This window comes from Nocardioides sp. (assembly GCF_034670285.1).
Lineage (GTDB): Bacteria > Actinomycetota > Actinomycetes > Propionibacteriales > Nocardioidaceae > Nocardioides.
The window spans coordinates 1-23,590 of record NZ_JAXMNS010000001.1 but is presented as its reverse complement, the minus strand read 5'-3'; the positions used below and the strand labels follow the sequence as shown (position 1 = coordinate 23,590).

Genomic DNA, 23,590 nt, shown 5'->3' with positions numbered 1-23,590 from the left:
CCGCTGATTGACCCATGCTTCCGTCTCCGCTCGCTCCACCTCACATGAAGGACCTCCGATGCAGAGCACGATGATGAACATTCCGCTGACCACGGCCGCGATCGTGCGTCACGGAACAACCATCCACGGTTCGGCGCGGGTGCGAACCCTGCAGCCCGACGGGACCGTCAGGAGCGGTAGCTTCGCCGAGGTAGGTCGCCGATCCGCACAGTTGGCCCACGCTTTACGCTCCTGCGGCGTCACTGGCGACGAGCGGGTGGCCACGTTCATGTGGAACAACCAGGAACACGTCGAGGCTTACTGCGCAGTTCCGTCGATGGGCGCGGTGCTGCACACTTTGAACCCCCGGCTGACTGCGGAGCAACTCGTATACATCGGAAATCACGCCGAGGACAAGGTCGTCATACTTGACGGCAGTCTCGCGCCCCTCCTCGCTCCCGCGCTGCCGCAGATCCCCAGTGTCCACACCGTTATCGTGACCGGTCAGATCGACCTGACGCCACTGCGCCGCGATGGGGTCACCGTGCTGGGCTACGAAGAATTTCTCGCCGGTCACCCTGAGACGTTCGACTGGCCCGAGGTCGACGAGGTCTCCGCTGCTGCCATGTGTTACACCTCCGGCACCACCGGCAACCCCAAGGGCGTCGCCTACAGTCACCGATCCACCTACCTGCACTCCATGGCGGCCTGCGCCGCAGACGGTCTGAGCGTCACGGGTGACGACTGTGTGTTGGCCATCGTGCCGATGTTTCACGCCAACGCGTGGGGCCTAGTCTACGCAGCGTTCATGGCTGGCGCGGATTTGTTGATGCCGGACCGGTTCCTCCAAGCCGAACCCATAGTTCGGCTGGTCTCGGCAGAGCGGCCGACGATCGCGGGGGCGGTCCCGACCATCTGGAGCGACGTGCTGAACTATCTGGAGGCAAACCCGGAGCATGACGTGTCGTCTCTGCAATTGGTCGCCTGTGGTGGTTCTGCTGTGCCGCTCCACCTGATGCAGGCGTTCGAGAACAAGTACGGCGTGCGCATCGTCCAGGCGTGGGGGATGACCGAGACATCTCCGCTGGCCGCGATCGCGAGGCCGCCCGCGGCGCTCGACCCCGAGCAGCATTGGGCGCTGCGGGCGACTCAGGGTCGGCCCGTGGCCGGTGTCGAGTTGCGACTGATGGACGACGAAGGCAGCGTGGTCCCGCACGACGGGGAGTCAGTCGGCGAGATCCAGGTGCGCGGTCCCTGGATCACTGGTTCCTACGTCGGTGAGGAGGACGCAGAGAAGTTCGACGGAGGATGGTTGCGCACCGGAGACGTCGGGCGCATTGACGAGCGCAGCTTCGTCACTCTGACAGACCGCGCGAAGGACGTGATCAAGTCCGGGGGGGAGTGGATCTCCTCGGTGGAGTTGGAACTCCTGCTCGCCGGCCATCCCGACGTACTCGAGGCGTCGGTGATCGGGGTGCCGGACGAGAAGTGGCAGGAGCGTCCACTAGCGGTGGTCGTCGCGCGCGACGGCGCCACCGTCGCGCCAGATCATTTGCGCGAGTTCCTCACGGGCAAGGTCGCGAAGTGGTGGCTCCCCGAGCGGTGGTGTTTCGTCGCCGAGGTGCCCAAGACCTCCGTGGGAAAGTTCGACAAGAAGCTTCTACGGGCCATGCACGCCCGTGGCGATCTCGCCGTGATCGATCTCTGAGAACAATCGGCTCTCCTTTCGTTGGGCCGGGCGCAGCGAGCCAGGTTAGTTTGACCTGCTCGTTCTCGGGGTTCTTCCACATCAAGTACCGTGCGCCTCTTGGTGTCTTGGCGCGCACGTTGCCCGTCCGCTTGGTCGTGGGTGGCGTTGATGTCGGCATAGACCGGGGTGATGATCGACCCGACGGTGCGCAGGGCGATCCGCAGCAGCTCGGCGGCCGTGGACTTCGATGCCTTGATTGCCAGCCAGGCGACATGGTCGGTCGATGGCCTAGGTGGGGCCGGCGCCGCGACGCACCCAGTGGACCGAGCCAACCCGCGGATCCGGCACGTGACTCACTGGGTGGTGGCCTCGAGTCTGCGCCGATATCGCCCAGGCCCAGTTCCCGCCAACTCGACGACCTGGGCCGGACGGTGCCGTCCGTGTCCACGTCGATACCGGGAGCGTAGCCGAGGCTACGACGACCACAGGGCCCGGCGGCCACCGTCAATGCTCTCGCGCCGCGGGTCGCACTTGAACGACGACCAACTCCGCGTCCTCGTCGAAATCGACTCGCTCGATCACGGTGTTCTCGCCCTGAAGCGCCCCAGCAGGCACCGCCATCGGCTGATATCACGCACAGCCATGAACTCAGGCGGACAACGGCGTGCGCCTCGGTCGGCCGGCTCGGACACCCACAGATGTTTCAGAAGCGTCGAAGAACCACCCAGATCAGCAGCCGGCGACAATAGTCGTGGGTCATGCCTGAAGATCCGCGGAGTCGCTGTGATGGCAGACCTCAAAATGACGCAATGCGAGCGAGACCTCGGGACTTGACGGGATCAAATCATCTCTGAGCAACTTGGTGGCCTGCTGGAGACGGTAGCGCACAGTATTGCGGTGGACCACCAGTTCTTGTGCGGCTGCATCGATGCTCGTGCCCTGCCGGATGAATGAAGTCACGGTGTCACGCAGGCGTTGCGCGTGGGCTGACGGGTCGGCCAGGTTGCCGAGGGTTCGGCGGACGAACATGTCGACATCTCGGCTGCAGCCCAGGAGGACGACCAACTCAAGCTCTCGGAAGTTCAGGACTCCGTGACCATGACCGCTGGTCACCTCCGCTACCCGCTGCGCGAGGTGATGAGACTCCACGAAGCCCGAGATCCCCCTCCTGCTTGGCCCAACAGCAATGCGGGCGCGCTCATCGAGGCTTCCTACGAGATCAGACCGTAGGGGAGCGGCGGGCTCATGCTGGGTCGCCAGCCACACCCAGACACGACGCCCTCCCGGGCGCACCACCAGGGGGTGCTTGGCTTGGACCTGCCGGGCCAGGTCGCGGCCGATCTCCTCCAGCGCATCGATGGCGTAGTCGTAGTGCTCCTGCGAAGACAGGATCAGAGCCGTGTTGAAGCTCCTGATGGCGTAGCCGCCAAGGTCTGCCGAGGCCCTTGCGGCATCCGACAAGTCACCCTGCAGCAGCTGAGAGACGACCTCGTACCGCAAGGCGTTCGTCCCGATCTCGTTTCGCTGCCGGGCATCTTGATAGATCCGGACCGATTCGTCGACCGAGCTGTCAATCCACTGAGCGGCTCTCTCCCACAAGAAGATGATCAGTTCGGTGCGGTCCGTTTCGGACCCGTGGACATCTGACATCAGGCTCGTCACGTAGGACCACGTGCTTCGCTGGGCGACCCGGTACACGCGCCCGAGGGTCTCCAGCGGAAGGGAGGTCTCCGCCGCCTGGTGAGCGATTCGTTGAGCGCTCGGGACCAGTTCGAAGTGCATTTCTGCTCGATCGAGTTCGCGCAAAAAAGCGATCCAGTGCTCGCGGATGCCCCGATCGATTTCGCCGACCAGGTCATGCCTGCTGGCCAGTTCTGGGATGGCGCTCATGATAGACGCGGCTGTTCGCGCCACCCAGGCCTCCACCTGGGGGACCTGCTCTTCAACGGATACGAAATCCTTCACCCACTGCCGTACCCACGCGGACGGTTGACCGCTCATGTGCGCTCCCTCTGCTCACGTCAATTCTGTGCAAACGTACAACACAGGAGGGGGCGGTTGGTGCGGCCGACGAGACGCTGAGCTCTGGATGGTCCTGTAATAGGCATCACATCAGATCGCGTTTTTTGTCTTCTGAATGCACATACATACACATTGCGTCCTGAGGAGCGTGGAAATGGCTTTCCCGTACAGCCCCTCAACGGGCTGGGTGCACAACGACTGCGACGTCGAGCGCTTCGCGTCACGGCGCCCGCAGCCCGCTCCGCAACAAGACCACGCGAATTGGATTCGGCTGCCCTACCAGGCAGTCCCGGTGGACATGGATGAGAAACGATGAGCACGACGCTCCCCGCCGTGCCCTCGGCGCAGGAATCCCCCGCCGGCACAGGGCCCAGCGGCATGACTCCTGCGTCGCGCCAGATTGCTCGTGACGCGCTGCGCTCGAGCACCGTCTTCAATGTGCTCGCCGCCGTCGGCGACTTCTACTCGTTCGTCGGGAACGTCTTCAAGCAGATGTTCACTCGTCAGTTCCGCTTCCGCGAGTTCGTCTCCCAGGCGTGGTTCATCACGACCGTGTCGTTCGCTCCCGCACTGCTGGTCGCGATCCCTTTCTGCGTCGTCATCATCTTCCAGGTCAACCAGCTATTGATCCAGATTGGAGCCGTCGACCTCGCGGGCGCGGGTGCGGCGGTCGCGGTCGTACGAGAGATTGGGCCGATCGTCAGCGTGCTCGTCGTCGCCGGTGCCGGCGCCACAGCGATCTGCGCGGACCTGGGCTCACGCAAGATCCGGGACGAGATCGACGCGATGGTGACCCTCGGCATCGATCCCATCCAGCGGCTGGTCGTGCCCCGCGTACTGGCCTCCATGCTCGTCGGCGTCGCGCTGAACGGCATGGTCACTGTGGTGGGCTTGGTGGGCGGCTACGTCTTCTCCGTCATCCTCCAAGGTGCTACCCCGGGCCTCTACATCGCCGACCTCACTCTGCTCGTCGGGTTGGAGGACTTCGTCACCTCAGAGATCAAGGCGGCCGTCTTCGGCATGCTGGCTGGCCTGACCGCGTGCTACCTGGGGCTCAACGCCAAGGGTGGCCCGAAGGGCGTGGGGGACGCGGTCAACCAGACCGTCGTCTTCGCCTTCATGCTCCTGTTCGCGGCCAATAGCGTCATCAGCGCGCTGTTTCTGCAGATCAAGTTGGGGGCCTGAGATGGCCGTTTGGCAAGGAGCACTGCTGCGCGGTCCTGCGCGGGGGCTGCGCGAACTAGGCGACCAATTGGAGTTTCACGCCTCGGCCTACCGCGCCGTGCCGCGTGCGATCCGGAGTTATCCCAAGGAGATCGTCCGGCTCCTCGCCGAGGTCTCACTGGGGTCGGGTGCGCTGGCTCTCATCGGTGGCACGGTCCTGGTGATCGGCTTCCTGACCGCTGCCTCTGGCATCGAGGTGGGGCTGCAGGCGTACACGTCGTTCGACAACATCGGCGTCTCCGCGCTGTCGGGGTTCTTCTCTGCCTACTTCAACACCCGTGAGGTAGCGCCGATTATTGCGGGCATTGCGCTGACCGCGACGGTCGGAGCGGGATTCACCGCCCAGATCGGCGCGATGCGCGTCAGCGAGGAGATTGACGCTCTCGAGGTGATGGCCGTTCCGCCCATCCCCTACCTCGTCACGACGCGCATCATCGCCGGTCTGATCGCCGTGGTGCCGTTGTTCACGATCGCCTTGATGTCCTGCTGGCTGGCGACGAGGCTGGTGGTCACCGTCGGCTACGGCCAAGCTCCGGGCACCTACGAACACTATTTCGAGACGTTCCTGGTCCCCTCCGACCTCTTGCTCGCCGGCATCAAGGTCCTGATCATGGCTCTGGTCATCGTGTCGGTCTGCTGCTTTCACGGATTCCGAGCCAGTGGAGGGCCAGCAGGAGTGGGACAAGCCGTGGGCCGCGCCGTGCGCTCGGCGTTGATCGCCACCATGTTCGTCGACCTGATCTTCGCGCTCGCCGTGTGGGGCGGGCCGTCGGTCCACATCGCGGGGTGAGGAGAATGTCAATGTTCAGAGGCATCGATAGACAGCTGCTGACGGGCCTGACCTTTGTGCTGCTCGTGGCCGCGGTCCTTGTGGGCACGGTGATGCAGTACAAGGGCTCGTTCAGCCCCAGTGTCGATGTCGTGGTGCAGGCCGACCGCGCCGGCCTCACGATGGCACCGGGGGCTCCGGTGAAGCTCTATGGAGTCGAGGTCGGGGCCGTGAGCAACGTCAACGTCGACGGCGACCGCGTCCAGATCACGCTCGAGCTCGACCCAAGTGCGGTCGATGCCATCCCGCAGGACGTCACTGCGCAACTCGTGCCGCCGACCGCGTTCGGAGCAAAGTACGTCCAGCTCAGCAGGTCGGAGAACTCGGCCGCAGAGCCGGTCAGGGAAGGAGACGTGATCCAGGCCACGAGCACGACAGTCGAGGTGGACGAGGCGTTCACGAACCTCACTGAGGTCCTCGACGTCGCACGTCCCGCGCAGGTCAGCGATGCGCTGTCGGCGGTCGCGGGAGCGCTGGACCAGCGGGGTGAGGCGCTGGGTGAATTTGTCACCCTGACGGAGACCTACCTGACGTCTTTCAACCCCGCACTCCCGGCCTTGAGCGAGGATCTGCGTCGCGTGGACGACGTCGCGGCGGTCTACGAACTGGCCCGTGAGGACCTCATCTCGACCTTCGACGGCGCTGCGACGACGCTGCAGACGGTTGTGGAGCAGCAGGCCTCCCTGCGAGCCCTCGAACTCAGCCTCACGTCCTTCAGCAGCGAGGGAGACACATTGCTGCGTGAGAGCGGTCCGGGCCTTGCAACGTCCCTGGAACTTCTGAAACCCGTCACGGGTACGCTCGCCCGCTATTCCCCGGAGGTGCCATGTCTGGTCGAGGGCTTGGCCAAGGGCAACGAACTGGCTGAGGTGGCAGTCGGCGGAACCAACCCGGGGATCACGACCTTCACGCATGTCGTACGGGGGCGTGAACCGTACGCCTATCCCACCGATGTGAAGGCTCTGGGTGAGAACCGTGGCCCCAACTGCTTCGGTCTGCCCTACGTCACCCCCGAAGAAGTGCCGCTCAGCTACCAGCCCACGTTCGACGTCGGGGTGAATCCTTATAAATCGACTGAAGCGGATGCAGGGAAACCCGCTGACATTCTCGAGATCCTAGGTTTGGGAGGTCGCTGACGTGGCGACGAGTCCTCTGCGTGTCAAGGAGCGGGCCGATCTCATCCGGCTCGTGATATTTCTGGTCGTCGCCGCACTGGTGACGTTCTGGGTGGCAGCCGTCACTGGCGAGTACCGCTCCGGCGACACCGTCGCCTATCGCGCCGCCTTCAGCGATGTCTCAGGTCTTCAAAAGGGGGACCAGGTCCGGGCTGCCGGCGTTCGCGTCGGCAAGGTGACCGACATCGACGTTCAGCCCGACAGCACCGTTGTGGTGAGTGTGGCGGTCGACGCGTCGCTCACGCTCGATGACGCCACGACTGCGACGATCGAGTACCGCAACCTCATCGGGGACCGCATCGTCCAGCTCGCCAGCGGGGGTCAGGCGGCGCAGGAGATGGCGCCCGGCGACATGATCCCCGTCGCCAACACGGCGTCGGCGCTCGATCTAGACACGCTCCTCAACGGCTTCAAGCCGCTCTTCGCAGGTCTCAACCCGACCCAGGTAAACGAGTTGTCGCAGCAACTCGTGCAGGTGTTGCAAGGTCAGGAGTCCGCGGTCGAGACACTCACGAGTCGCGTGGGCTCCTTCACCTCCACGATCGCCCAACGAGAGCAACTGATCACCCAGGTGATCAGCAACCTCAACCAGGTGCTGGAGACCGTCGACGGGCGCCGAGACGAGGTCGGAGAGCTCATCGATGCTCTCGACATCGTCCTGACCCGCTTCGACCAGCAGGACACCGAGATCCTCGTCGCGGCTGGGAAGATCGACGAGTTCGCCCGCCAGGCATCCGGGCTGCTCGCTCGGGCGCGCGGCGACCTGACGCCCGACCTGCGTGCGCTCACTGTCGCCGCACGCGGGCTCAACATGGAGAGGGATGAACTGGTGGCGGTGCTCCGTCAGCTCCCGCGTCACTACCGCAAGCTGCAGAACGCCGGTTCCTACGGCAACTTCTTCAACTTCTTCCTCTGCGGCGTCCGGATCCAGTCCGACGCGGCGGCCGGCCGTCCGGTCCTGACCCCATGGATCAATTCCGACGCCGAGAGGTGCCAGCCATGAGCAGCCTGTCGGAAAGGCGCGCACTGCGAGGACTGGTGGGCACTTTGGCGATCGTGCTGGTGGTCCTCGCCAGCCTGAACCTCAACCGGCTACCCCTGGTGGGCAACAGCGAGGTCATCCACGCCCAGTTCGCCGAAGCCGGGGGACTGCGCGGTGGTGACTCGGTGATGCTCTCGGGAGCGGAGATCGGCAAAGTGCGCGAGGTCACCCTAGAGGGTGGCGTCGTGGAGGCCGACCTGGCGCTGACCGACCCGGACGTCGAGCTCGGCGACCGCACCGAGGCGCGGATCATCACCACTACCCTGCTGGGCCGCGCCGCAGTCGAACTCGTGCCCGCTGGCCGCGGATCGCTCAAGGCGGGAGACACGATCCCTATCGACCGTACTGATTCGCCGTACAGCATCACCAGTGCCCTCCGAGAGCGGGCAGATCGACAAGGCCGCCCTGCAACAAGCCATCGACCAGGCCAGCGGAGTGCTCGAAGGGTCCCAGGATTCTATCGGTCCCGCCCTGCGCGGGATCTCCGACCTCTCGGGCGCGATCGCCGCCAACGACGACCAGCTCGCCACGTTGCTGGCCCGAGCCAGCCGGGTGACCGGGGTGTTGGCAGACCGGGACCGCCAGGTCGCTTCGTTGTTGACAGCCGGACAGTCTCTCTTCGCCGAACTGAACGCACGTCAGCGTGTCATCGACGAGCTCTTGGTCAGCGCTCAGACGCTGGCCGACCAGCTTCGGGCTGTGCTCGACGAGAACGCAAAGGTCATCGGCCCTGCGCTGCGCCAACTGAACGACATCGTCGATGTTCTCAACAGCAACAAGAAGGCGATCCAGGACACCATCGTGGGCCTTCGTGGGTACGCCACGGCATTCGGCGACGCCGCCTCCACCGGTCCATGGTTCGACGCCTACATCCAAAACCTCACCGACCCCGCCACGTTGTCGCCGATCCTGTCTGGAGTGCTCCCGTGACCGCCTTGTCGCACGCTCGCACACTGCGTAGCCCGATCGTTCTTCTCGTGCTTGGACTCTTAGTAGCTGTCGGCATCACCTTGGTCGGAGGGGCCGGCCAAAGGACGGTGTCGGCGACTTTCAGTAGCGCCGAGGGCCTCTACCCCGGGGACGACGTCCGGGTGCTGGGGGTGAGTGTAGGCACTATTCGAAAGGTTGTGCCTGGTGAGGCTGGCGTGAAGGTCGAGCTCGCTATCGACGAGAACCAGCCGATCCCCGCAGACGCACGAGCGGCCATCGTGTCACCGAGCCTGGTCAGCGGTCGATTCGTCCAGCTGGAGCCGGTCTACACCGGCGGACCGGTGCTTGAAGACGGAGCCGAAATCGGCATCGACCGCACGGCGGTGCCGGTCACCTTCGACGATGTCAAGCAACAACTCACCGACTTGACCGGAGCATTGGGGCCGCGCCCGGGTGCCGGGCGGGGTGCCCTCTCGAGAGCGGTCGTGGCTCTCGACAAAGGCCTCGACGAGGGTAACGCCGCCGAACTGCGTCGAGCGATCGCCGGTCTTCGGACGTCGGCCGAGGCTCTCTCGAACCCGAGGTCAGACCTCTTCTCAACCGTCGAGAACCTCGATACCTTCACCCGCGCGCTCGCGCTGAACGATCGAGCCGTTCGGGGCTTCGCCTCGGAGATCGATTCCGTGGGTGAGGTGCTCGAGCGCAATCGTTTCGCCCTGACCAGCGTCCTGCGTGACCTAGCAGTGACGTTGAAGACGGTCCGCAACTTCACCGATGCCAACGGTCAGGGGATTTCGACCGCGGTCCGACGAGTCAACCTCCTCTCTGCGGCGCTCGCAGACCGATCCAATGAACTGGCGGGTTCGCTGCACATCGGTACCAACGCCCTGATCAACCTGGCCAATATCGTGGAGGGTTCCGCCCTGAAGGGGCGCGCAACGCTCAGCGCGCTCGATAGCCTCCCGCAGCTACTGTGCGGCGCGATCCTCGGGGCAGGCGGGACTGCTGCCCAGTGCACCCAGGTGCTTGAGCCGCTGCTGGAGTCGCTGGGCTTGGGCTCGCTGGACCAAGACCTGGTCCCGGGCATCAACGTCGGTGAGCCCGGTGACGGGGAAGACCTCCCGATTCCGGGTCTCGCTGGTGTTGAGATCGATCTCCTGCAAAGCCTCGGTTTCCTGCTGACCGGCAGTACTGGAGGTAAGCCATGACCACCCGCACTGTTCGCCGGAAGTGGAGCGCGGCGCATGTGTGTGCCACCGCCATGGCGGTTCTCCCGCTGATATCCGGTTGCGCTCTGCAGCCGAACGAGAACACGCTGCCCGGGCAGGTTGCCACGGGGGATGACGGCTACTCCGTGACCGTGCACTTCGACGCCGTGGAGAACCTCGTCCCGAACTCCCAGGTGCTCCTCGACGACGTCGTCGTCGGAACCGTGGCCTCCATCGAGGTCGAGGACTGGCATGCGGTGGCCAACATCCGTTTGCTGGATTCGATGCCGATCAGTAGTACAGCGCGCTTCACCATCGGACAGAAAACACTGCTCGGCGCCCAATACGTCGATGTGGACAATCCTGCCGCGACAACCGGGGAGGTCCCGTCGAGTCTCCTCGCGGAGGGCGACGAAGTGCCTCTGGCCCGGACGGGGCGGGCGCCGGCCACCGAGCAGGTGCTCGCGGGAGTGGCGTTGCTGCTCAACAACGGCGGGCTCTCCCAGATCAGCACCATCACCGGTGAGCTGACCACAGCGCTAGACGAGCGCGAGTTGGACACCCGCGACTTGGTCACGCGATCCAACGAGCTCTTGGGCGTCCTGGACGACACGAAGGGGGAGATCGTCAGGGCGCTGGAGTCTCTCAACAGGCTCAGCAAGGGGTTGGCTGGCGACCGAAACACGATTGCCCGCGCCATCGACCGCATTGGTCCGGGGCTCGAGGCGCTTGAGGAGGAGCGGGCTCGTCTCGTAGACGCCGTCACCACTTCCGGACGAGCCAGCACCCGCGCAGTCGGGGTGATTCAGGCAAGTCAAGAAGCGATCCTGGCCAACCTAGATGCGCTCGGCCCGGTCTTGAGCAACCTCGGTAAGGCGGCCACTCGGGTGCCGGAGGCCCTGAAGATCGCGATCACGATCCCCTTCCCGGCGATGACCACTGAGGACACGCTGCGAGGGGACTACTCCAACCTCTTCGCCACCATCGACGTCAGTAATCGCAGTCTCGTCGATCTGCTCCTGGGCACGGATCAGTTGCCGTCGTTGCAGTCCGAGGACCCCGTGACGGGACCGATCGAAGAGCCCCGCACAGAGAGCAAAGCGGACAAGGGCACTCGGGGCGGCGCATCGGGCGGCGACGCCGACCAGGGCGCCGACGGCACGAATGACAGCGGTGGCCTATGCCTCCTCCAACTGCTAGGAGACTGCTAATGGTTCTCACCCCGTTGATCAAGCGCCAACTCCGCATCTTCGCGGCCCTCACGGTGGTCGCCCTCTTCTTCGCCGCGGTGGTCTACGCACGAGTTCCGGCGATGATGGGCGTCGGCGTGTACGAAGTTCGTGCTGAATACCCAGACGCCAGTGGTCTGTACCCCAAGGCCATGGTGACCTACCAGGGTGTCAAGGTCGGTGAGGTCACCGACCTTGAGGTCGAGGACGGTGGTGCTGTCGCGACCTTGCGGATCGACGACCAGCACGACATCCCCGCCGATGCGATCGCCGAACTGCACAGCACGTCCGCAATCGGTGAGCAGTACGTCGATCTGGTGCCGCCCGCACGTGCCTCTTCCGAGGCGCGCGGGTCCGCCAGCATGTCCGACGGCGACCTGATCCCTGCTGAGCGCACGATCGCGATGCCGCAGATCACCCCCGTCTTGGAGTCGGTCAACGACCTGCTGGGCGCCATCCCACGAGAACGCACCCGGCGTGTGCTCGACCAGGTGGATGAGGGACTGGGGGGCAGCGGTCCCGACCTCGCGGCCACGATCGACGCAGCAGACAAGTTGATTATCACAGCGCAGGCGCGACTGGCCGCGACGACGTCACTGATCAGGACCGCACAACCTGTCCTGGGCACCCAGCAGGAATTGCGAGGCACGACCCTCAGCTACGCACAGTCACTCGCGTCCTTCACCGCAGAGCTCGCTGACCGAGACAGAGACCTGCGCTCGCTGCTGGATGAAGCACCCGACGGTCTGGAGTCGGCCACCGGACTCGTCACCGACCTCCAGCCGACGCTTCCCCTCCTCGTGACCAACTTGACCACGAACGCCGAGGTCCTCAACACATACCTCCCGCAGATCCAGGAGGGCTTGGTCTACTACCCGGTCACCGTCGCGCGCCTTCAGAGCGCCATCAACCCGAGGGAAGAGTTCGGGGACGTCAACCTTGACCTTCGCCTCAATGTCAACAACCCACCCGCCTGCTCTCAGGGCTATTTGCCAGCGAGTCAACGGCGGGACCCTTCGGTCGAAGGTGTCCGTAAGGTTGACCGGTTGGCACACTGCACGGTGCCTGACCCGGACCCCAAATCGGTGCGGGGCGCCCGACTCCTTCCGTGCCCACAAAGCGCGGAGCGCGGTCCGTTGCCGTCGGCCTGCGGACTCGAGTTCGGGAAGGGTGTGTGGCCCAACAATCGGGGATCGTCCCGTGGGTCTGATCTCGCCCGGGGGTTGCAAGGCTCGTCAAGTCCGGACAGTGCAGAACGTTCGGGCTGGCAGATGCTGATGCTCGGTCCGCTGGAGGCGCGATGAAGAACGTCCGGGAGTTCTTCGCGGACAGGGCGACAACCTGGTGGCGGGGATGGCGTCCGCTCGGGCTGCAGGTCGTTGTCACTCTCCTCGTCGTCCTCGCGGCCGGCGCTGCATGGGAGCGCGGGGTCGCGTGGCGGGACGCTCACGAGCGTGAGCAGGAACGAAGCGAAGTCGTGGAGGCCGCGAAAAAGCAGGTCTTAGGGCTGATCACTATCAGCGCGGAGACGACGGCGGAGGACCTTGACGAGCTCATTGCCGGGGCTACGGCGTCCTTCCGCGACGACCTACGTGCGCAAGCCGGTCGGATACGTGACGAGGTCATCAAGAACGAGGTTGTGGCCACGGGCGAGGTCGTCTCTACGGGAGTCGTGAGCGTTGAAGACGACGCAGCGACGGTCATCGTGGCTGCGAAGGGATCCGTCGACAACCTCAACACCGGAGAACCAGAACCACGCAACTATCGGCTCGAGGTCGAGTTCAAGCAGGTTGACGGCATGTGGTTGGTCTCGACCCTACGGTTCGTGGCATGAGCGACAGGACCAGCGAGCATTCCGCTGAGAATCAGTCCGTTTCTGCCTCCTCCGGAAATGGGCGCAGACGCGGCCTGTCCATGCTGTTGTTGAGCGTGGCGATTGTCTTCGCGACCGTTGCCGGGTTCGCGACGTGGCGGACCGGCCAAATCCACGATCTGGCGTCGGCCCGAGACGAAGCGCTCAACGTCGGTCGAGAACGAATATCCCTGCTGCTCAGCTACCGTCACACCACCTTGGACGAGGATCTCGCGACCGCACTGGGCCAGACCACGGGCGCCTTCACGGAAGAGTTTCGGACTCTGCTCGACGACGTCGTACGCGACACCGCCACAGATCGGCGGATCACGACACAGGCGAGCGTCAATGCGGCAGGCGTGGTCTCCACGAAGAACGACGAGGTCGTGCTGCTCATCTTCCTGACCCAGTCGACCACAAGTCGGAACTCCCCTGATCCCGTGGTGAGCGGCAGTCGGGTCGACGTCACCATGCAACGCGTCGGGTCAACCTGGAAGATCGCCGGGTTGGAGACCAAATGACGAGTCGACCCAGGCCGTATCAGCAGGGCTTCACCGCGAAAGCAGAAGGACTGACATGGGTGTAGAGATCAAGGTTGACAACCTCACCAAGAGCTTCGGAAAGAGCCTCATCTGGGCGGACGTCTCGCTGACGATCCCGGCTGGCGAGATCTGCGTGATGCTGGGGCCGTCCGGCACCGGCAAGTCGGTGTTCTTGAAGACCCTTATCGGTCTGCTGAAGCCCGACTGCGGCTCGATCGTCATCGAGGGCACCGACATCGCCTCGTGCTCGGAGAAGGACCTCTACGAGATCCGCAAGTTGTTCGGCGTGCTGTTCCAGGACGGCGCGATGTTCGGCTCCATGAACCTCTACGACAACATCGCTTTCCCGCTGCGCGAGCACACCAAGAAGTCCGAGTCGCAGATCCGCGAGATCGTCCTGGAGAAGATGGACCTCGTCGGCCTCCTCGGCACCGAGGACAAGCTCCCGGGTGAGATCTCCGGTGGAATGCGCAAGCGCGCCGGCATCGCCCGTGGCCTGGTGCTCGACCCGGAGATCGTGCTCTTCGACGAGCCCGACTCCGGCCTCGACCCGGTGCGCACGGCGTTCCTCAATCAGTTGATCGTCGACCTGAACGCTCAGATCGACGCGACGTTCCTGATCGTCACCCACGACATCAACACCGCCCGCACCGTGCCCGACAACATCGGCTTGCTCTACCACAAGCACCTCGCGATGTTCGGCCCGCGCGAGATGCTGCTGAGCTCGCAGGAGCCGGTGGTGCGTCAGTTCCTCAACGCCCAGCGCGTCGGTCCGATCGGGATGTCGGAGGAGAAGGACGCCGACGAGCTCGAGGCCGAGAAGGACCAGGAGATGCCGCCGCTGCCGCCGATCCCGATGCAGATCGAGCCGTCGAGCGGCATCCCGCGCCGCAGCCAGCGCGAGCCCGGTGGCTGGTGCCGCGACAACGGTGTCACGCCGCCTCCAGGCTCCTTCGCCACCGACCTCGTCAGCGTCACCTAGTCGCACGCACCCTGAGTCGGCCACTCCTGGTCGACGACGCTCGACCGGTGCTCGACTCGTTGCTCCGCTCCATCCCTCAGCGCACCTCGATAGGAACTCTCATGAACGCATCGTCCGCTTCCGCACTTGACATTCGCCGGCCCGCGGATGGGAGGGCCATCCGCTTGGTGCCAGTCGCGGACGCCGCTCACGTACACACGGTCGCTGACGGGCTCCGGTCTGCGCAGGCTGAATGGCAGAGCATGGGTCCTTCGGCGCGAGCGATGTGGCTGCGCCGCTGGCGAACGTGGATTCTTGAGCACACCGACGAGCTAACGGATCTGCTTGTCGCAGAGACAGGCAAGGTCCGGCCCGACGCGCTGGTCGAGACGACGGCCTCGTGTGAGTTCATCTCCTACTACGCCGATCAGGCGAAGAAGTTCCTCGCCCCTGAGAGGGTCGCGGCGGGCGGGTTGCTCAGCCTGCCCAAGCGGCTGACCCGTACCTTCCGGCCCTACCCCGTGGTGGGACTCATTATCCCGTGGAACTTTCCCATCACCCTCTTCCTCATGGATGCCGCACCGGCGCTGGCCGCAGGCTGTGCCGTGCTGACGAAGTCTTCGGAGTTGACGCCGCTGACCTGCGCTCGTGTCATCGAGGGCTGGCACGAGATCGGTGCGCCGCCCGTGATCGCTCATGTTGCGGGCGCAGGGGAAACGGGAGCAGCAGTGGTCGAGGCCGTCGACTTCGTGCAGTTCACCGGATCCACGGCGACGGGGCGCAGGGTGGCCACGCGCTGCGCGGAACTTCTCAAACCGGTCAGCCTGGAGTTGGGCGGTAAGGATGCCGCGATCGTGCTTGAGGACGCGGATCTGGACCGCGCTGCGCACGGAATCGTCTGGGGCGGCATGTTCAACTCCGGCCAGGTGTGCATCTCCGTCGAGCGGGTCTACGTGGCCGAGGAGGTCTACGACCAGTTCGTGGAGAAGGTGGCGGCCGCGCTCGGATCGCTCAAGCAAGGCTCCGGGTCTCGCGATGACGTGGGGGCCATGGTCACCCGGGAGCAGGTGGAGACCGTGGAGCGGCACGTAGAGGATGCCCGGAAGTCGGGGGCCCGTGTGTTGGTCGGTGGTGCCAGCGACTCGAAGGGGCACTTCTACCCTCCGACTCTGCTCGTCGACGTCGACCACCGCATGGCGTGCATGACCGAGGAGACCTTCGGTCCCACGCTGCCGGTTATGAAGGTAGCCAACGAGGAGGAGGCGGTGCGCCTGGCGAACGACTCCGAGTACGGCCTTTCAGCGACGGTGTGGACACGGGACGTTGCACGCGGACGGCGAATTGCCGACCGGCTCGACGTGGGGGCAGTCAATGTCAACGACGTCTTCAGCAACCTGTTCGCGGTCGGGCTGCCGCACAGCGGCTGGAAGTCCTCTGGTCTCGGTGCACGGCTAGGTGGAGCACAGGGTTTGCGAAAGTACTGCCGCGTGCAGGCCATCACCGAGCCGCGAATCGCGCTGACCACCAAAGAACTCACCTGGTACCCGTACTCCGCCCGGCGTACGGCCATCGCCAGCCGCGCGCTGCGCTTGGCTGCCGGCCGCAGCCTGCGACAGCGGCTCGGCCTCTGAAAGGAAAGGCACCATGAAGACAACCACTGGATCACGGGTCGTCGCCATCACCGGCGGCGCTCGAGGGATCGGCTACCACACAGCAAGGGAGCTCATCAGGCGTGGTCACCGCGTCGCGATCGGCGACATCGACGAGGTGCAACTCAAGTCTGCCGCCGAGGACCTCGGGGTCGAGGTGGCCGTTCGGCTGGATGTCACCGACCCGGAGTCGATCGCCTCCTTCCTTGACGTCACCGAGGGAACGCTCGGCGCCATCGACGTCCTCATCAACAACGCCGGAGTGATGCCGACCGGACATACTCACGAAGAAGCCGATGACGTCACCCGGCGTCAGGTGGAGATCAACATCTTGGGTGTCATCTTCGGCACCAAGCTCGCACTGCAGCGGATGCTGCCGCGCCGCCAGGGGCACATCATCAACACGGCCTCGCTCGCAGGCGAGCTCCCCGTCCCGGGTCTGGCGACCTACTGCGGCACCAAGTTCGCCGTCATCGGTTTCACCGAGGCCGCCAGGCTGGAGTACCGCAAGTCGGGTGTCACCCTGTCCACGGTGCGCCCGACCTTCACCAACACCGAACTAGTGGCCGGGACGAGTGGAGCCAAAGCCATGCGGAACGCGGAGCCCGAGGAGATCGCGCGCGCGACAGCGGCGCTCATCGAGCGACCACAGCCGTTCGTGCGCGTGACACGCGTGGCGGGCTCCATGGTCGCGGCCATGAAGTTCGTGCCCGAGCGGCTCGCAACCCCGCTCGGCGCGTTCCTCGGGACCGACACGGTCTTCCTCGACCGGGTCGACCACGCTGCCCGCCAGGCTTACCTAGAGCGGGTCAGCAGAAGCTGAGCTGCGCATGGGTAGGTTCAGACGCTGCCCTGGACGCTGACGAGCAAGTGGACCGCTGCGAGCACACAGGTGATCGCAGCGGTCCAAGGTCACTCCCAGTCCGTGTCGGGGCCCCGATGCCCTGCAGGTGTCGTGCCGTCGCTCGGCAGGACAACCGCAGGATTCGCCGGGGCGATGGGGGCCTGTCGTTCATAGGCGGCTCCGAGTAGCGGGCGCTCGTCAAGATCGCCCTTGTTCGGCCACAGCGAGGCGGCACGTTCGGCCTGGGCGGTGATCGTCAGCGACGGGTTGACCCCCAGGTTGGCCGAGATGCTCGAGCCGTCGACGACGTAGATCCCGTCATGGCCGTACAGGCGGTGGTAGGGATCGATCACCCCCGTCTCGGGGGAGTCGCCGATGATGCAGCCGCCGATGAAGTGCGCGGTCATCGGGATGTTGGCAATCTCGCCGGTGGATCCGCCCGCGACGCCGTCGATCTTCTCGGCGACGCGATGAGTGACCTCGTTGCCCACGGGGATCCACGTCGGGTTTGGTGCCCCGTGGCCGGGTCCGGAGGTGATGGTGGGCCGGCCGAACAGATTCCTCTTCGTCCGAACCGTGATCGAGTTGTCGAGAGTCTGCATGACCAGCAGAATGACGGTCCTTTCCGACCAACGCCGCGGGCTGAACCATGTCAGGTGCGAGGGGTCGGTCGCGATCGTCCTCAACCATCGCCACCAACGGGGCCCGGGGCCATCACCGTCGGTGAGGGCGGTCTGAAGCAGTGACATGGCGTTGCTGCCCTTGCCGTAGCGAACGGGCTCGATGTGGGTGAACTCGTCGGGATGGATCGAGGAGGTGATGGCGACACCCCGGGTGTAGTCGCTCGACCGATTGCGGGATTTCGCGCCGAGAATCGCTTCGGAATTCGTGCGAGTGAGCATGCCGAGTCGATCGGAGATGTGGGCGAGCGACCCAGTTGACTTGAAGCGGTGCAGCATCTTTTGAGTGTTGTAGGTCCCGGCTGCGAAGATCACGTGTTCGGCCGTGAACGTCTCTCGGTTCGTGCGACGGCGGGCGGATTTGCCCGTGCGCACAGTGTCGGCGAAGTAGCCGCCGCCACGTCGCGGGCGTACATCGACGACCGTGGTCAGCGGGTGCACCTCTGCGCCGAGTTTCTCGGCGAAGTACAAGTAGTTCTTGTCCAAGGTGTTTTTCGCGCCGACCCGGCACCCGGTCATGCACGACCCACACTGGGTGCAGCCCGTACGGCGTGGCCCTGCGCCTCCGAAGTACGGGTCGTCGACCTCCTTGCCGGGCTCACCGAAGAAGACCCCGACCGGTGTCAAGGTGAAGCTGTGTCCGACCCCCATGTCCCTGGCGACGTCCAGCAGCACCTCGTCCGACGGTGTCATGTGGGGGTTCTCGACGACGCCGAGCATCCAGCGTGCCGTCTGGTAGTGAGGGTCGAGCTCTGCGCGCCAGTCGGTGATGTGGGCCCACTGAGGGTCGTTGAAGAAGGGCGCGGGCGGCTGGTACAGGGTGTTGGCATAATTGAGTGAGCCCCCGCCCACGCCGGCTCCGGCGAGGATGACGACGTCACGGAGCAGGTGGATGCGCTGGATGCCGTAGCAGCCGAGTTTCGGTGCCCAGACGAAACGTCGAGCGTCCCAGGACGTGGCCGGGAGTTCGTCGGTGGTGTATCTCTTGCCGGCCTCCAACACCCCCACGCGGTACCCCTTCTCTGCAAGGCGCATCGCAGTGACCGAGCCCCCGAAGCCTGAGCCGATAATGAGGACGTCGTAGTGATTCGAACTCATGGGTGGGTCCTCTCGAGCGGATTGTGTCGGTGATGGGGGGGTGTGTCCGTTGTTGTGCCCGCTCTCCGGATCTTGGTCGCCCCGAGAGGTGTGCGACTGCGACGTGGAGTCGCGCGAGGGATGGCGATTCGGTTGGGATCAGCGCCAGGACGGACTCGGGCCGTTTCAGCGATGTCGACACGCAGTCGGTCGCAGCTACTCCCGTCCTGCGGCGATGAGGCAAGGTCCCACATTCGGTAACCTCCCGTCTTGTGCGCATGCTCAATTCTCGGCAACCACGCCCGGACCCGCGCACAAGTTCCGACGCTGCGACGCCGGAGTCGCCCGGATGGTGCCGGTCGGCCGAGGTTCGTGGTTCGGGAGTGCGGGCTCGCAACGAACGGCTTCACGATGTCCGAGCTGCCCGCGTAGATCTGGGACACACACAGGTCGGCCCACACGCGACCGATGCGGGTAATCGTTCACGCAAGCTTCCCGCAAGGCATCTGGGTCTGTGTGATGGGCATGCTGGTCGCCGCCGTCATCTGGTGGCTGGATCAGCGCCCGACGAGTCGATGGAGGTCGTGGCCGAGCGGCTGTCACGTCATGTTCGTGCTCCAAGACGCGGTGACTCGCCGCGGCATCGTTCTTGATCCCGTGGTCGAGCTCGAGCCGTTCGTCCCCGAGTGAGACATCAGTTTTGAGTCCGGTCCACACCTTGCTCGAAGTGCTCGTGGCTGACGATGATGAAGGTCGCATGCGCGGTCGCGAGCTTGTCGCCGTCCAGACTGGATGCTTCCGCGTTCACCTCGATGCGTCGTCCCGCCCGCTCTCGAACACGAGCCGTGAACTCGTAGTCGGTCTCGAGCAGGATCGGGCGGAGGTACTCCACTGACAAGGATCGAGTCACCGCGAGCTCTCCCACGCGATAGAGCAGAAAGCCGAAGAGGTCGTCGAACACCGCTGCCACCATGCCGCCGTGGGCGATCCCCGGCGCGCCTTCCTGTCGGGGGTCGAAACGATGCACTGAGCGCACGCCCCCCTCGGTGGCATCGACTTGCAACGCCAAGCTCGCGGGATTTTCCGGTCCACACCCGGCACAGGTGGGGGAGTGGGAGGGAAGGCGACCCCGTGTGGACTCTGCGGCACCGGACATTCCACGTATCCAGGTCTCCAACGTCGTTGCCTCGGCCCCGGGCTCGGCCCCGGAGCCCGCGACGCCCTGCTCGACCACGCCGTCGATGTGCTGGAAAGAGTCACTCATGGATGGGCTCCTCGTAGTTCGGTCGGGCTTGACTGAGAGACACAAAGTTCGTTTGTTCACCGGCCGTAAGAATGTTGATTCTGTGTTCACCACTTGCCTTCCGAGGTGCCCGCACCGGTGCTCGTGGAGACCATGGGCGTGGTGTATTCAGGGGCTGGCTCGAGTGGCACCCCGCTGCGTGGAAACCCCTGCGCGCGTGGTCTCTGTGCTTCGACGCGTGCTCAGTGGCCGAAGGTTGCGTCTGGCGTGCGCTGTCTGTCGGCGCTAGTCATCATTGTTGGCCCGTAGGTATCGAGGAGGGTGTTCATCATCTGCTCAAACGGGAGGTCGAGGCACATCCCCCGCTCACGGACGTACTCCATGTGGCGTTGCCCAGCTCCGTCGTTGGCGTGGAGTAGCGCATCCTGCGTGCCGTCGAACTCCAACGGTGGGACGCCGAACCGCTGGCACAGTTCGGAGTTGAAGGCAGGGGAGGCTTTGCGCCACTGACCGTCGACGTATACCCCGCACCACCCGTGGTAGACGAAGAGGTCCGTGCCCATGAGAGCCAGGAGGGCTTTGCTGTTGAGGTGGTTGCGCACGTCCGAGAAGCCGAGCACGGCGGGGACGCCGATGGCTCGGAGGCTGGCGGTGAGAAGGATCGCCTTCGGAACACACCATGTCGGGCCGCCGTCCAAGATGGCGCTGGCGCGGTAGTCGTCGCGGTCGGACGTGACGCTGTACGGGTCGTATCGGAGGCGATCTCGTACCTCGGTGAACAGGAGTTGGATCTGCTCGCGGGGGTCCCGGGCGCCGAAGGTGACGGTCGAGGCGAAGTCGCGGATGGCGGGATGGTCGCTGTCCACGAACTGTCCCGGAGCCAGGGCCTCGCGCGGGGTTGCGTGGTCGGCCATCAGGCGCCGACCCTGGCGTCCTGGGCTGTTCCGGCGCGACCAAGCGCTTGGACCAGCTCGCGCTCGAGCGAGGGAAGTGCGGCGGCGGCCCTGGCAGCAGCTTCAGCACGTCCAGCCGGTGCCCCCTCCCGACGGGCCAGGGAGGCGACCTCCGACCAGGCCTCGGCGCTGGCGTGAGCGGCGAGGGCGACGTGGTCGGCGTGTTCGTTCTCCGTCAGGCGCGCGATGTCGCGAGCGCCACTGGCAAGCAGCCTGCGGAACAGGCCGCCGCCAGTCCCGGCCTTCTCGACGAAGGCGCTCAGCCCTAGGAGGACCAGGTGGAGCACTTCCTCGGGGAACACATCAGGCCAACGGGCCAAGTCCTCGGCGAAGAGATCGACGGCGGCGAGGCCGGTGGCCCCGGCGGCGGTGTCGTTGTCGGGGATGATTGATGGCCCGCTCGACATGGTCATGGCGGCCGAGGCCTGGGCAAAAGCTGCGTGGCTGAGGGGCTCCAGGTCCGGCAGCGTCTGAGGCCACTCGATGTCAAAGAAGGTGTGTCGAGTCGGCACCGGGAAGCCCTGCGATGACCGTGCCTTGGCGAGCGCGTCGTAGGGCACGAGCTGGACTGCCTCGCGGTCGTTGTCGACGACGTGGGCGAGTTGCTGCTCGTCGTCGTAGCCGATCACGACGATGTCGTGGCGGCTCATCTGCAGGCGAACGCGCAGGTAGGGCAGCTCGGCGATGTCGGCCCAGACCAGGGCCGGTCGGCCGCGCTTTACGGATTCCTGCACCCACGCCCACCCCTCTTGGGGGGCATCGGTGGCGCGGACGGTGACCTCGGCACCGAGCCGCTTCGGCAGGTCGGTCTCCAATTCGCCTCCACGACCAACCAAGTAGATCGGCGGCAGGAGTTGGGCGTCGCGGACGTAGGAAAGGTCCAAGGACCCGCTCAGCGCGAAGACGAGGCCTTCGCTTGGGGGCCCGTCCCAGCCCAGGCCCGCCCACTCAAGCAGGTCCCGCATCGCACCCGAACCGCAGTGCCCCCCGAGCCGATGAGGGTAGGTGATCACGTGAGAATCGTCGTGGCTGACCATGGCTCATTCCTATGAACAAATAGATACGATTGTCGAAACTTAGACCGGATTGATGAGCATGTCACCCATGCGTGGGACGTGACACGCGTCTCGTTGTCAACAGAAATGGCCTAGTGTGTCCGTCGTGCCACGTCAGTCGATGCGGGAGCGTTACCGCGACCATGTCCGCGCCGCCGTCCTCGAGACGGCACACGACATGATCGTTGAGCGTGGCTGGGACCGGGTCCGCATGGGGGAGATCGCAGATACTGTCGGCGTCTCGCGGGCGTTGCTCTACAAGGAGTTCAAGGACAAGCCTGGCCTGGGGGAGGCCGTGGTTCTGAGGGAAGCGGTGCGCTTCGTCGACGGGATCGAGGGGGTGCTGGAGTGTTTTCGCTCCGATGTGTCTCGGGGTTTGGCGGCTGCCGTCGACTACACCCTGGAAGAGGCGGAGCGCAGTCCCCTTCTCCGAGCGGTGCTGATCGCCAACGGCGACCCGACTTCCCAGTCCGCGACGGGCATGCTTCCCCTCCTCACCACATCGGCGCGGTCGCTCGATCTGGCGACTAGATCGCTTGCGCGCTGGGTGACGTCCAACTTCCCGGACCTCGACGTACAGGAGGTCTTCGACGCGGCTGACGCCCTGGTACGCCTCACTGTCAGCCACCTCGCGCTCCCCACCGGGTCCCGTAGCGACACTTCCCACAAGATCACCGAAGTGGGTCGGAGATACCTGGGGCTTCCCGCCGAGAATTTGTCCGCTGCGCGCACCTGAGTTGTCGCTCGGGTACGGGGCGCCACCTACGACCTCGCGGACCACGGTCGTCCGGGTAGAAGGGCGCAAGCGCTTAGCTTTCCCGGCCCCGATGGAAGGCATGCCGCCGCGCCAGATTGTGCCCACACTGTTCACCTGATTCGCCATGTCCGTATCGGACAAGCCGCTGACCCAAAGGTGTCCCTGCACCCCAGCGCTGGGGCGGGCAGGATCTGCCTTGTCTGATGCCACGTCCCATCCGGTGGCGTCTGCCGTCAAGGATGGCCGGAAGGGGACGAGTCCATTGCAGACACCAGCCTGCGAAGCGCGGTTCGCCGCCTGCCGCCGCGGTGTTTGCGTTCTGCACCTTGACCAGTCGGTTGCGCCAGCCGTCGGGGAGGATCGCCGTCTTCAGGTCGACGCCATCGATGCTGAAGCCGTGCAGTTCCTCAAATGGTGAGAGCTCGCCGGCGACACCTTCGATCTGGTCGGCTGGGCCTTTCGGAGCACGCGTCGGGGTGACAGTTCGATGTCTTTGGACTGTTGACCGGATGGTCAGGCGACAGTCTGGCGGATTCGGCGCTTGAGTTCCTTCTTGACCTGCAATGGCGTACGGCCGGCCATGTAGTCACCGTTGTTCGGGCGCTCGTTGTTGTAGTCGGTCACCCAGGCCTGCAGCGAGCGGTCGAGT

The 23,590-nt window shown here is 65.0% G+C and carries 20 protein-coding genes and 1 pseudogene; 16 read left to right on the top strand and 5 right to left on the bottom strand.

Translation table 11 applies throughout. From position 1 onward, the window contains the following. Window positions 1-58: 58 nt before the first annotated feature. On the top strand, window positions 59-1,687 hold the full coding sequence (locus VOI19_RS00100) for a long-chain fatty acid--CoA ligase (protein ID WP_323790910.1): 1,629 nt from the start codon (window positions 59-61) through the stop codon (window positions 1,685-1,687). A gap of 738 nt (window positions 1,688-2,425) precedes the next feature. Here the strand turns inward: VOI19_RS00100 and VOI19_RS00095 are convergent. Continuing rightward, entirely contained in the window at window positions 2,426-3,670 is a 1,245-nt protein-coding gene (locus VOI19_RS00095; RefSeq protein ID WP_323790909.1) for a PucR family transcriptional regulator, read from the bottom strand. A gap of 399 nt (window positions 3,671-4,069) precedes the next feature. Between VOI19_RS00095 and VOI19_RS00090 the strand changes: the two genes are divergently transcribed. The 14 genes and pseudogenes from VOI19_RS00090 to VOI19_RS00030 all read left to right on the top strand — a co-directional run bounded on the left by VOI19_RS00090 (window position 4,070) and on the right by VOI19_RS00030 (window position 17,155). Continuing rightward, window positions 4,070-4,876 (top strand): MlaE family ABC transporter permease, encoded by an 807-nt coding sequence (locus tag VOI19_RS00090; RefSeq protein WP_416366294.1) that lies wholly within the window; start codon window positions 4,070-4,072, stop codon window positions 4,874-4,876. 1 nt (window position 4,877) lies between these two features. Beyond that, complete coding sequence (locus VOI19_RS00085) at window positions 4,878-5,705, top strand: ABC transporter permease (RefSeq protein WP_323790907.1); 828 nt, start codon at window positions 4,878-4,880, stop codon at window positions 5,703-5,705. A gap of 11 nt (window positions 5,706-5,716) precedes the next feature. Beyond that, entirely contained in the window at window positions 5,717-6,880 is a 1,164-nt protein-coding gene (locus tag VOI19_RS00080) for an MCE family protein (protein WP_323790906.1), read from the top strand. 1 nt (window position 6,881) lies between these two features. Then, window positions 6,882-7,922, top strand: a complete 1,041-nt coding sequence (locus tag VOI19_RS00075; RefSeq protein ID WP_323790905.1) for an MlaD family protein — start codon at window positions 6,882-6,884, stop codon at window positions 7,920-7,922. Further along, window positions 7,886-8,245 (top strand): annotated as a pseudogene (locus VOI19_RS19335) (MlaD family protein); the annotation flags it as partial. The gene VOI19_RS00075 and the pseudogene VOI19_RS19335, both read left to right, overlap by 37 nt. An 85-nt stretch (window positions 8,246-8,330) precedes the next feature. After that, window positions 8,331-8,891, top strand: coding sequence for a hypothetical protein (locus tag VOI19_RS00070; protein ID WP_323790904.1), 561 nt, complete (start codon window positions 8,331-8,333; stop codon window positions 8,889-8,891). Continuing rightward, on the top strand, window positions 8,816-10,099 hold the full coding sequence (locus tag VOI19_RS00065) for an MCE family protein (protein WP_323790903.1): 1,284 nt from the start codon (window positions 8,816-8,818) through the stop codon (window positions 10,097-10,099). Before VOI19_RS00070 ends, VOI19_RS00065 begins: the two co-directional genes overlap by 76 nt. Next, window positions 10,096-11,310, top strand: coding sequence for an MlaD family protein (locus VOI19_RS00060; RefSeq protein ID WP_323790902.1), 1,215 nt, complete (start codon window positions 10,096-10,098; stop codon window positions 11,308-11,310). Before VOI19_RS00065 ends, VOI19_RS00060 begins: the two co-directional genes overlap by 4 nt. Then, entirely contained in the window at window positions 11,310-12,632 is a 1,323-nt protein-coding gene (locus tag VOI19_RS00055; protein WP_323790901.1) for an MCE family protein, read from the top strand. The genes VOI19_RS00060 and VOI19_RS00055 overlap by 1 nt, the downstream gene beginning before the upstream one ends. Next, window positions 12,629-13,162: a hypothetical protein gene (locus VOI19_RS00050; protein ID WP_323790900.1), complete on the top strand. Its 534-nt coding sequence runs from the start codon at window positions 12,629-12,631 to the stop codon at window positions 13,160-13,162. The genes VOI19_RS00055 and VOI19_RS00050 overlap by 4 nt, the downstream gene beginning before the upstream one ends. Beyond that, window positions 13,159-13,701 carry a hypothetical protein gene (locus VOI19_RS00045; protein WP_323790899.1) on the top strand — a complete coding sequence of 181 codons (543 nt, stop codon included), beginning with the start codon at window positions 13,159-13,161 and terminating at the stop codon, window positions 13,699-13,701. Before VOI19_RS00050 ends, VOI19_RS00045 begins: the two co-directional genes overlap by 4 nt. A 55-nt stretch (window positions 13,702-13,756) precedes the next feature. Further along, a complete protein-coding gene (locus VOI19_RS00040; RefSeq protein ID WP_323790898.1) occupies window positions 13,757-14,704 on the top strand; it encodes an ABC transporter ATP-binding protein in 948 nt (315 codons plus the stop codon). Window positions 14,705-14,805: 101 nt separating this feature from the next. Further along, window positions 14,806-16,314: an aldehyde dehydrogenase family protein gene (locus tag VOI19_RS00035; protein ID WP_323790897.1), complete on the top strand. Its 1,509-nt coding sequence runs from the start codon at window positions 14,806-14,808 to the stop codon at window positions 16,312-16,314. A 13-nt stretch (window positions 16,315-16,327) separates the two neighbouring features. After that, entirely contained in the window at window positions 16,328-17,155 is an 828-nt protein-coding gene (locus VOI19_RS00030; protein WP_323790896.1) for an SDR family oxidoreductase, read from the top strand. 89 nt (window positions 17,156-17,244) lie between these two features. Here the strand turns inward: VOI19_RS00030 and VOI19_RS00025 are convergent, their stop codons facing one another. From VOI19_RS00025 to VOI19_RS00010, 4 genes are all read right to left on the bottom strand, one after another. After that, the gene (locus VOI19_RS00025) at window positions 17,245-18,954 is read right to left on the bottom strand and encodes a GMC family oxidoreductase (RefSeq protein ID WP_323790895.1); all 1,710 of its coding nucleotides are present in this window, start codon (window positions 18,952-18,954) and stop codon (window positions 17,245-17,247) included. Window positions 18,955-19,627: 673 nt separating this feature from the next. Continuing rightward, window positions 19,628-20,197 carry a PaaI family thioesterase gene (locus VOI19_RS00020; protein WP_323790894.1) on the bottom strand — a complete coding sequence of 190 codons (570 nt, stop codon included), beginning with the start codon at window positions 20,195-20,197 and terminating at the stop codon, window positions 19,628-19,630. A 221-nt stretch (window positions 20,198-20,418) separates the two neighbouring features. After that, the gene (locus tag VOI19_RS00015; RefSeq protein WP_323790893.1) at window positions 20,419-21,090 is read right to left on the bottom strand and encodes a transglutaminase family protein; all 672 of its coding nucleotides are present in this window, start codon (window positions 21,088-21,090) and stop codon (window positions 20,419-20,421) included. Continuing rightward, window positions 21,090-22,166: a BtrH N-terminal domain-containing protein gene (locus VOI19_RS00010; RefSeq protein WP_323790892.1), complete on the bottom strand. Its 1,077-nt coding sequence runs from the start codon at window positions 22,164-22,166 to the stop codon at window positions 21,090-21,092. The genes VOI19_RS00015 and VOI19_RS00010 overlap by 1 nt, the downstream gene beginning before the upstream one ends. Window positions 22,167-22,290: 124 nt before the next feature. Between VOI19_RS00010 and VOI19_RS00005 the strand changes: the two genes are divergently transcribed. Beyond that, window positions 22,291-22,920 (top strand): TetR/AcrR family transcriptional regulator, encoded by a 630-nt coding sequence (locus VOI19_RS00005; RefSeq protein ID WP_323790891.1) that lies wholly within the window; start codon window positions 22,291-22,293, stop codon window positions 22,918-22,920. Window positions 22,921-23,590: the final 670 nt, after the last annotated feature.

What these genes read in the sequence shown, in the direction of transcription:
- VOI19_RS00100 (WP_323790910.1), top strand. Translation starts at nt 59, where the DNA reads ATGCAGAGCACGATGATGAACATTCCGCTGACCACGGCCGCGATCGTG.
- VOI19_RS00095 (WP_323790909.1), bottom strand. Translation starts at nt 3,670, where the DNA reads ATGAGCGGTCAACCGTCCGCGTGGGTACGGCAGTGGGTGAAGGATTTC.
- VOI19_RS00090 (WP_416366294.1), top strand. Translation starts at nt 4,070, where the DNA reads ATGACTCCTGCGTCGCGCCAGATTGCTCGTGACGCGCTGCGCTCGAGC.
- VOI19_RS00085 (WP_323790907.1), top strand. Translation starts at nt 4,878, where the DNA reads ATGGCCGTTTGGCAAGGAGCACTGCTGCGCGGTCCTGCGCGGGGGCTG.
- VOI19_RS00080 (WP_323790906.1), top strand. Translation starts at nt 5,717, where the DNA reads ATGTTCAGAGGCATCGATAGACAGCTGCTGACGGGCCTGACCTTTGTG.
- VOI19_RS00065 (WP_323790903.1), top strand. Translation starts at nt 8,816, where the DNA reads ATGGTTCGACGCCTACATCCAAAACCTCACCGACCCCGCCACGTTGTC.
- VOI19_RS00060 (WP_323790902.1), top strand. Translation starts at nt 10,096, where the DNA reads ATGACCACCCGCACTGTTCGCCGGAAGTGGAGCGCGGCGCATGTGTGT.
- VOI19_RS00055 (WP_323790901.1), top strand. Translation starts at nt 11,310, where the DNA reads ATGGTTCTCACCCCGTTGATCAAGCGCCAACTCCGCATCTTCGCGGCC.
- VOI19_RS00050 (WP_323790900.1), top strand. Translation starts at nt 12,629, where the DNA reads ATGAAGAACGTCCGGGAGTTCTTCGCGGACAGGGCGACAACCTGGTGG.
- VOI19_RS00045 (WP_323790899.1), top strand. Translation starts at nt 13,159, where the DNA reads ATGAGCGACAGGACCAGCGAGCATTCCGCTGAGAATCAGTCCGTTTCT.
- VOI19_RS00040 (WP_323790898.1), top strand. Translation starts at nt 13,757, where the DNA reads ATGGGTGTAGAGATCAAGGTTGACAACCTCACCAAGAGCTTCGGAAAG.
- VOI19_RS00035 (WP_323790897.1), top strand. Translation starts at nt 14,806, where the DNA reads ATGAACGCATCGTCCGCTTCCGCACTTGACATTCGCCGGCCCGCGGAT.
- VOI19_RS00030 (WP_323790896.1), top strand. Translation starts at nt 16,328, where the DNA reads ATGAAGACAACCACTGGATCACGGGTCGTCGCCATCACCGGCGGCGCT.
- VOI19_RS00025 (WP_323790895.1), bottom strand. Translation starts at nt 18,954, where the DNA reads ATGAGTTCGAATCACTACGACGTCCTCATTATCGGCTCAGGCTTCGGG.
- VOI19_RS00020 (WP_323790894.1), bottom strand. Translation starts at nt 20,197, where the DNA reads ATGAGTGACTCTTTCCAGCACATCGACGGCGTGGTCGAGCAGGGCGTC.
- VOI19_RS00015 (WP_323790893.1), bottom strand. Translation starts at nt 21,090, where the DNA reads ATGGCCGACCACGCAACCCCGCGCGAGGCCCTGGCTCCGGGACAGTTC.
- VOI19_RS00010 (WP_323790892.1), bottom strand. Translation starts at nt 22,166, where the DNA reads ATGGTCAGCCACGACGATTCTCACGTGATCACCTACCCTCATCGGCTC.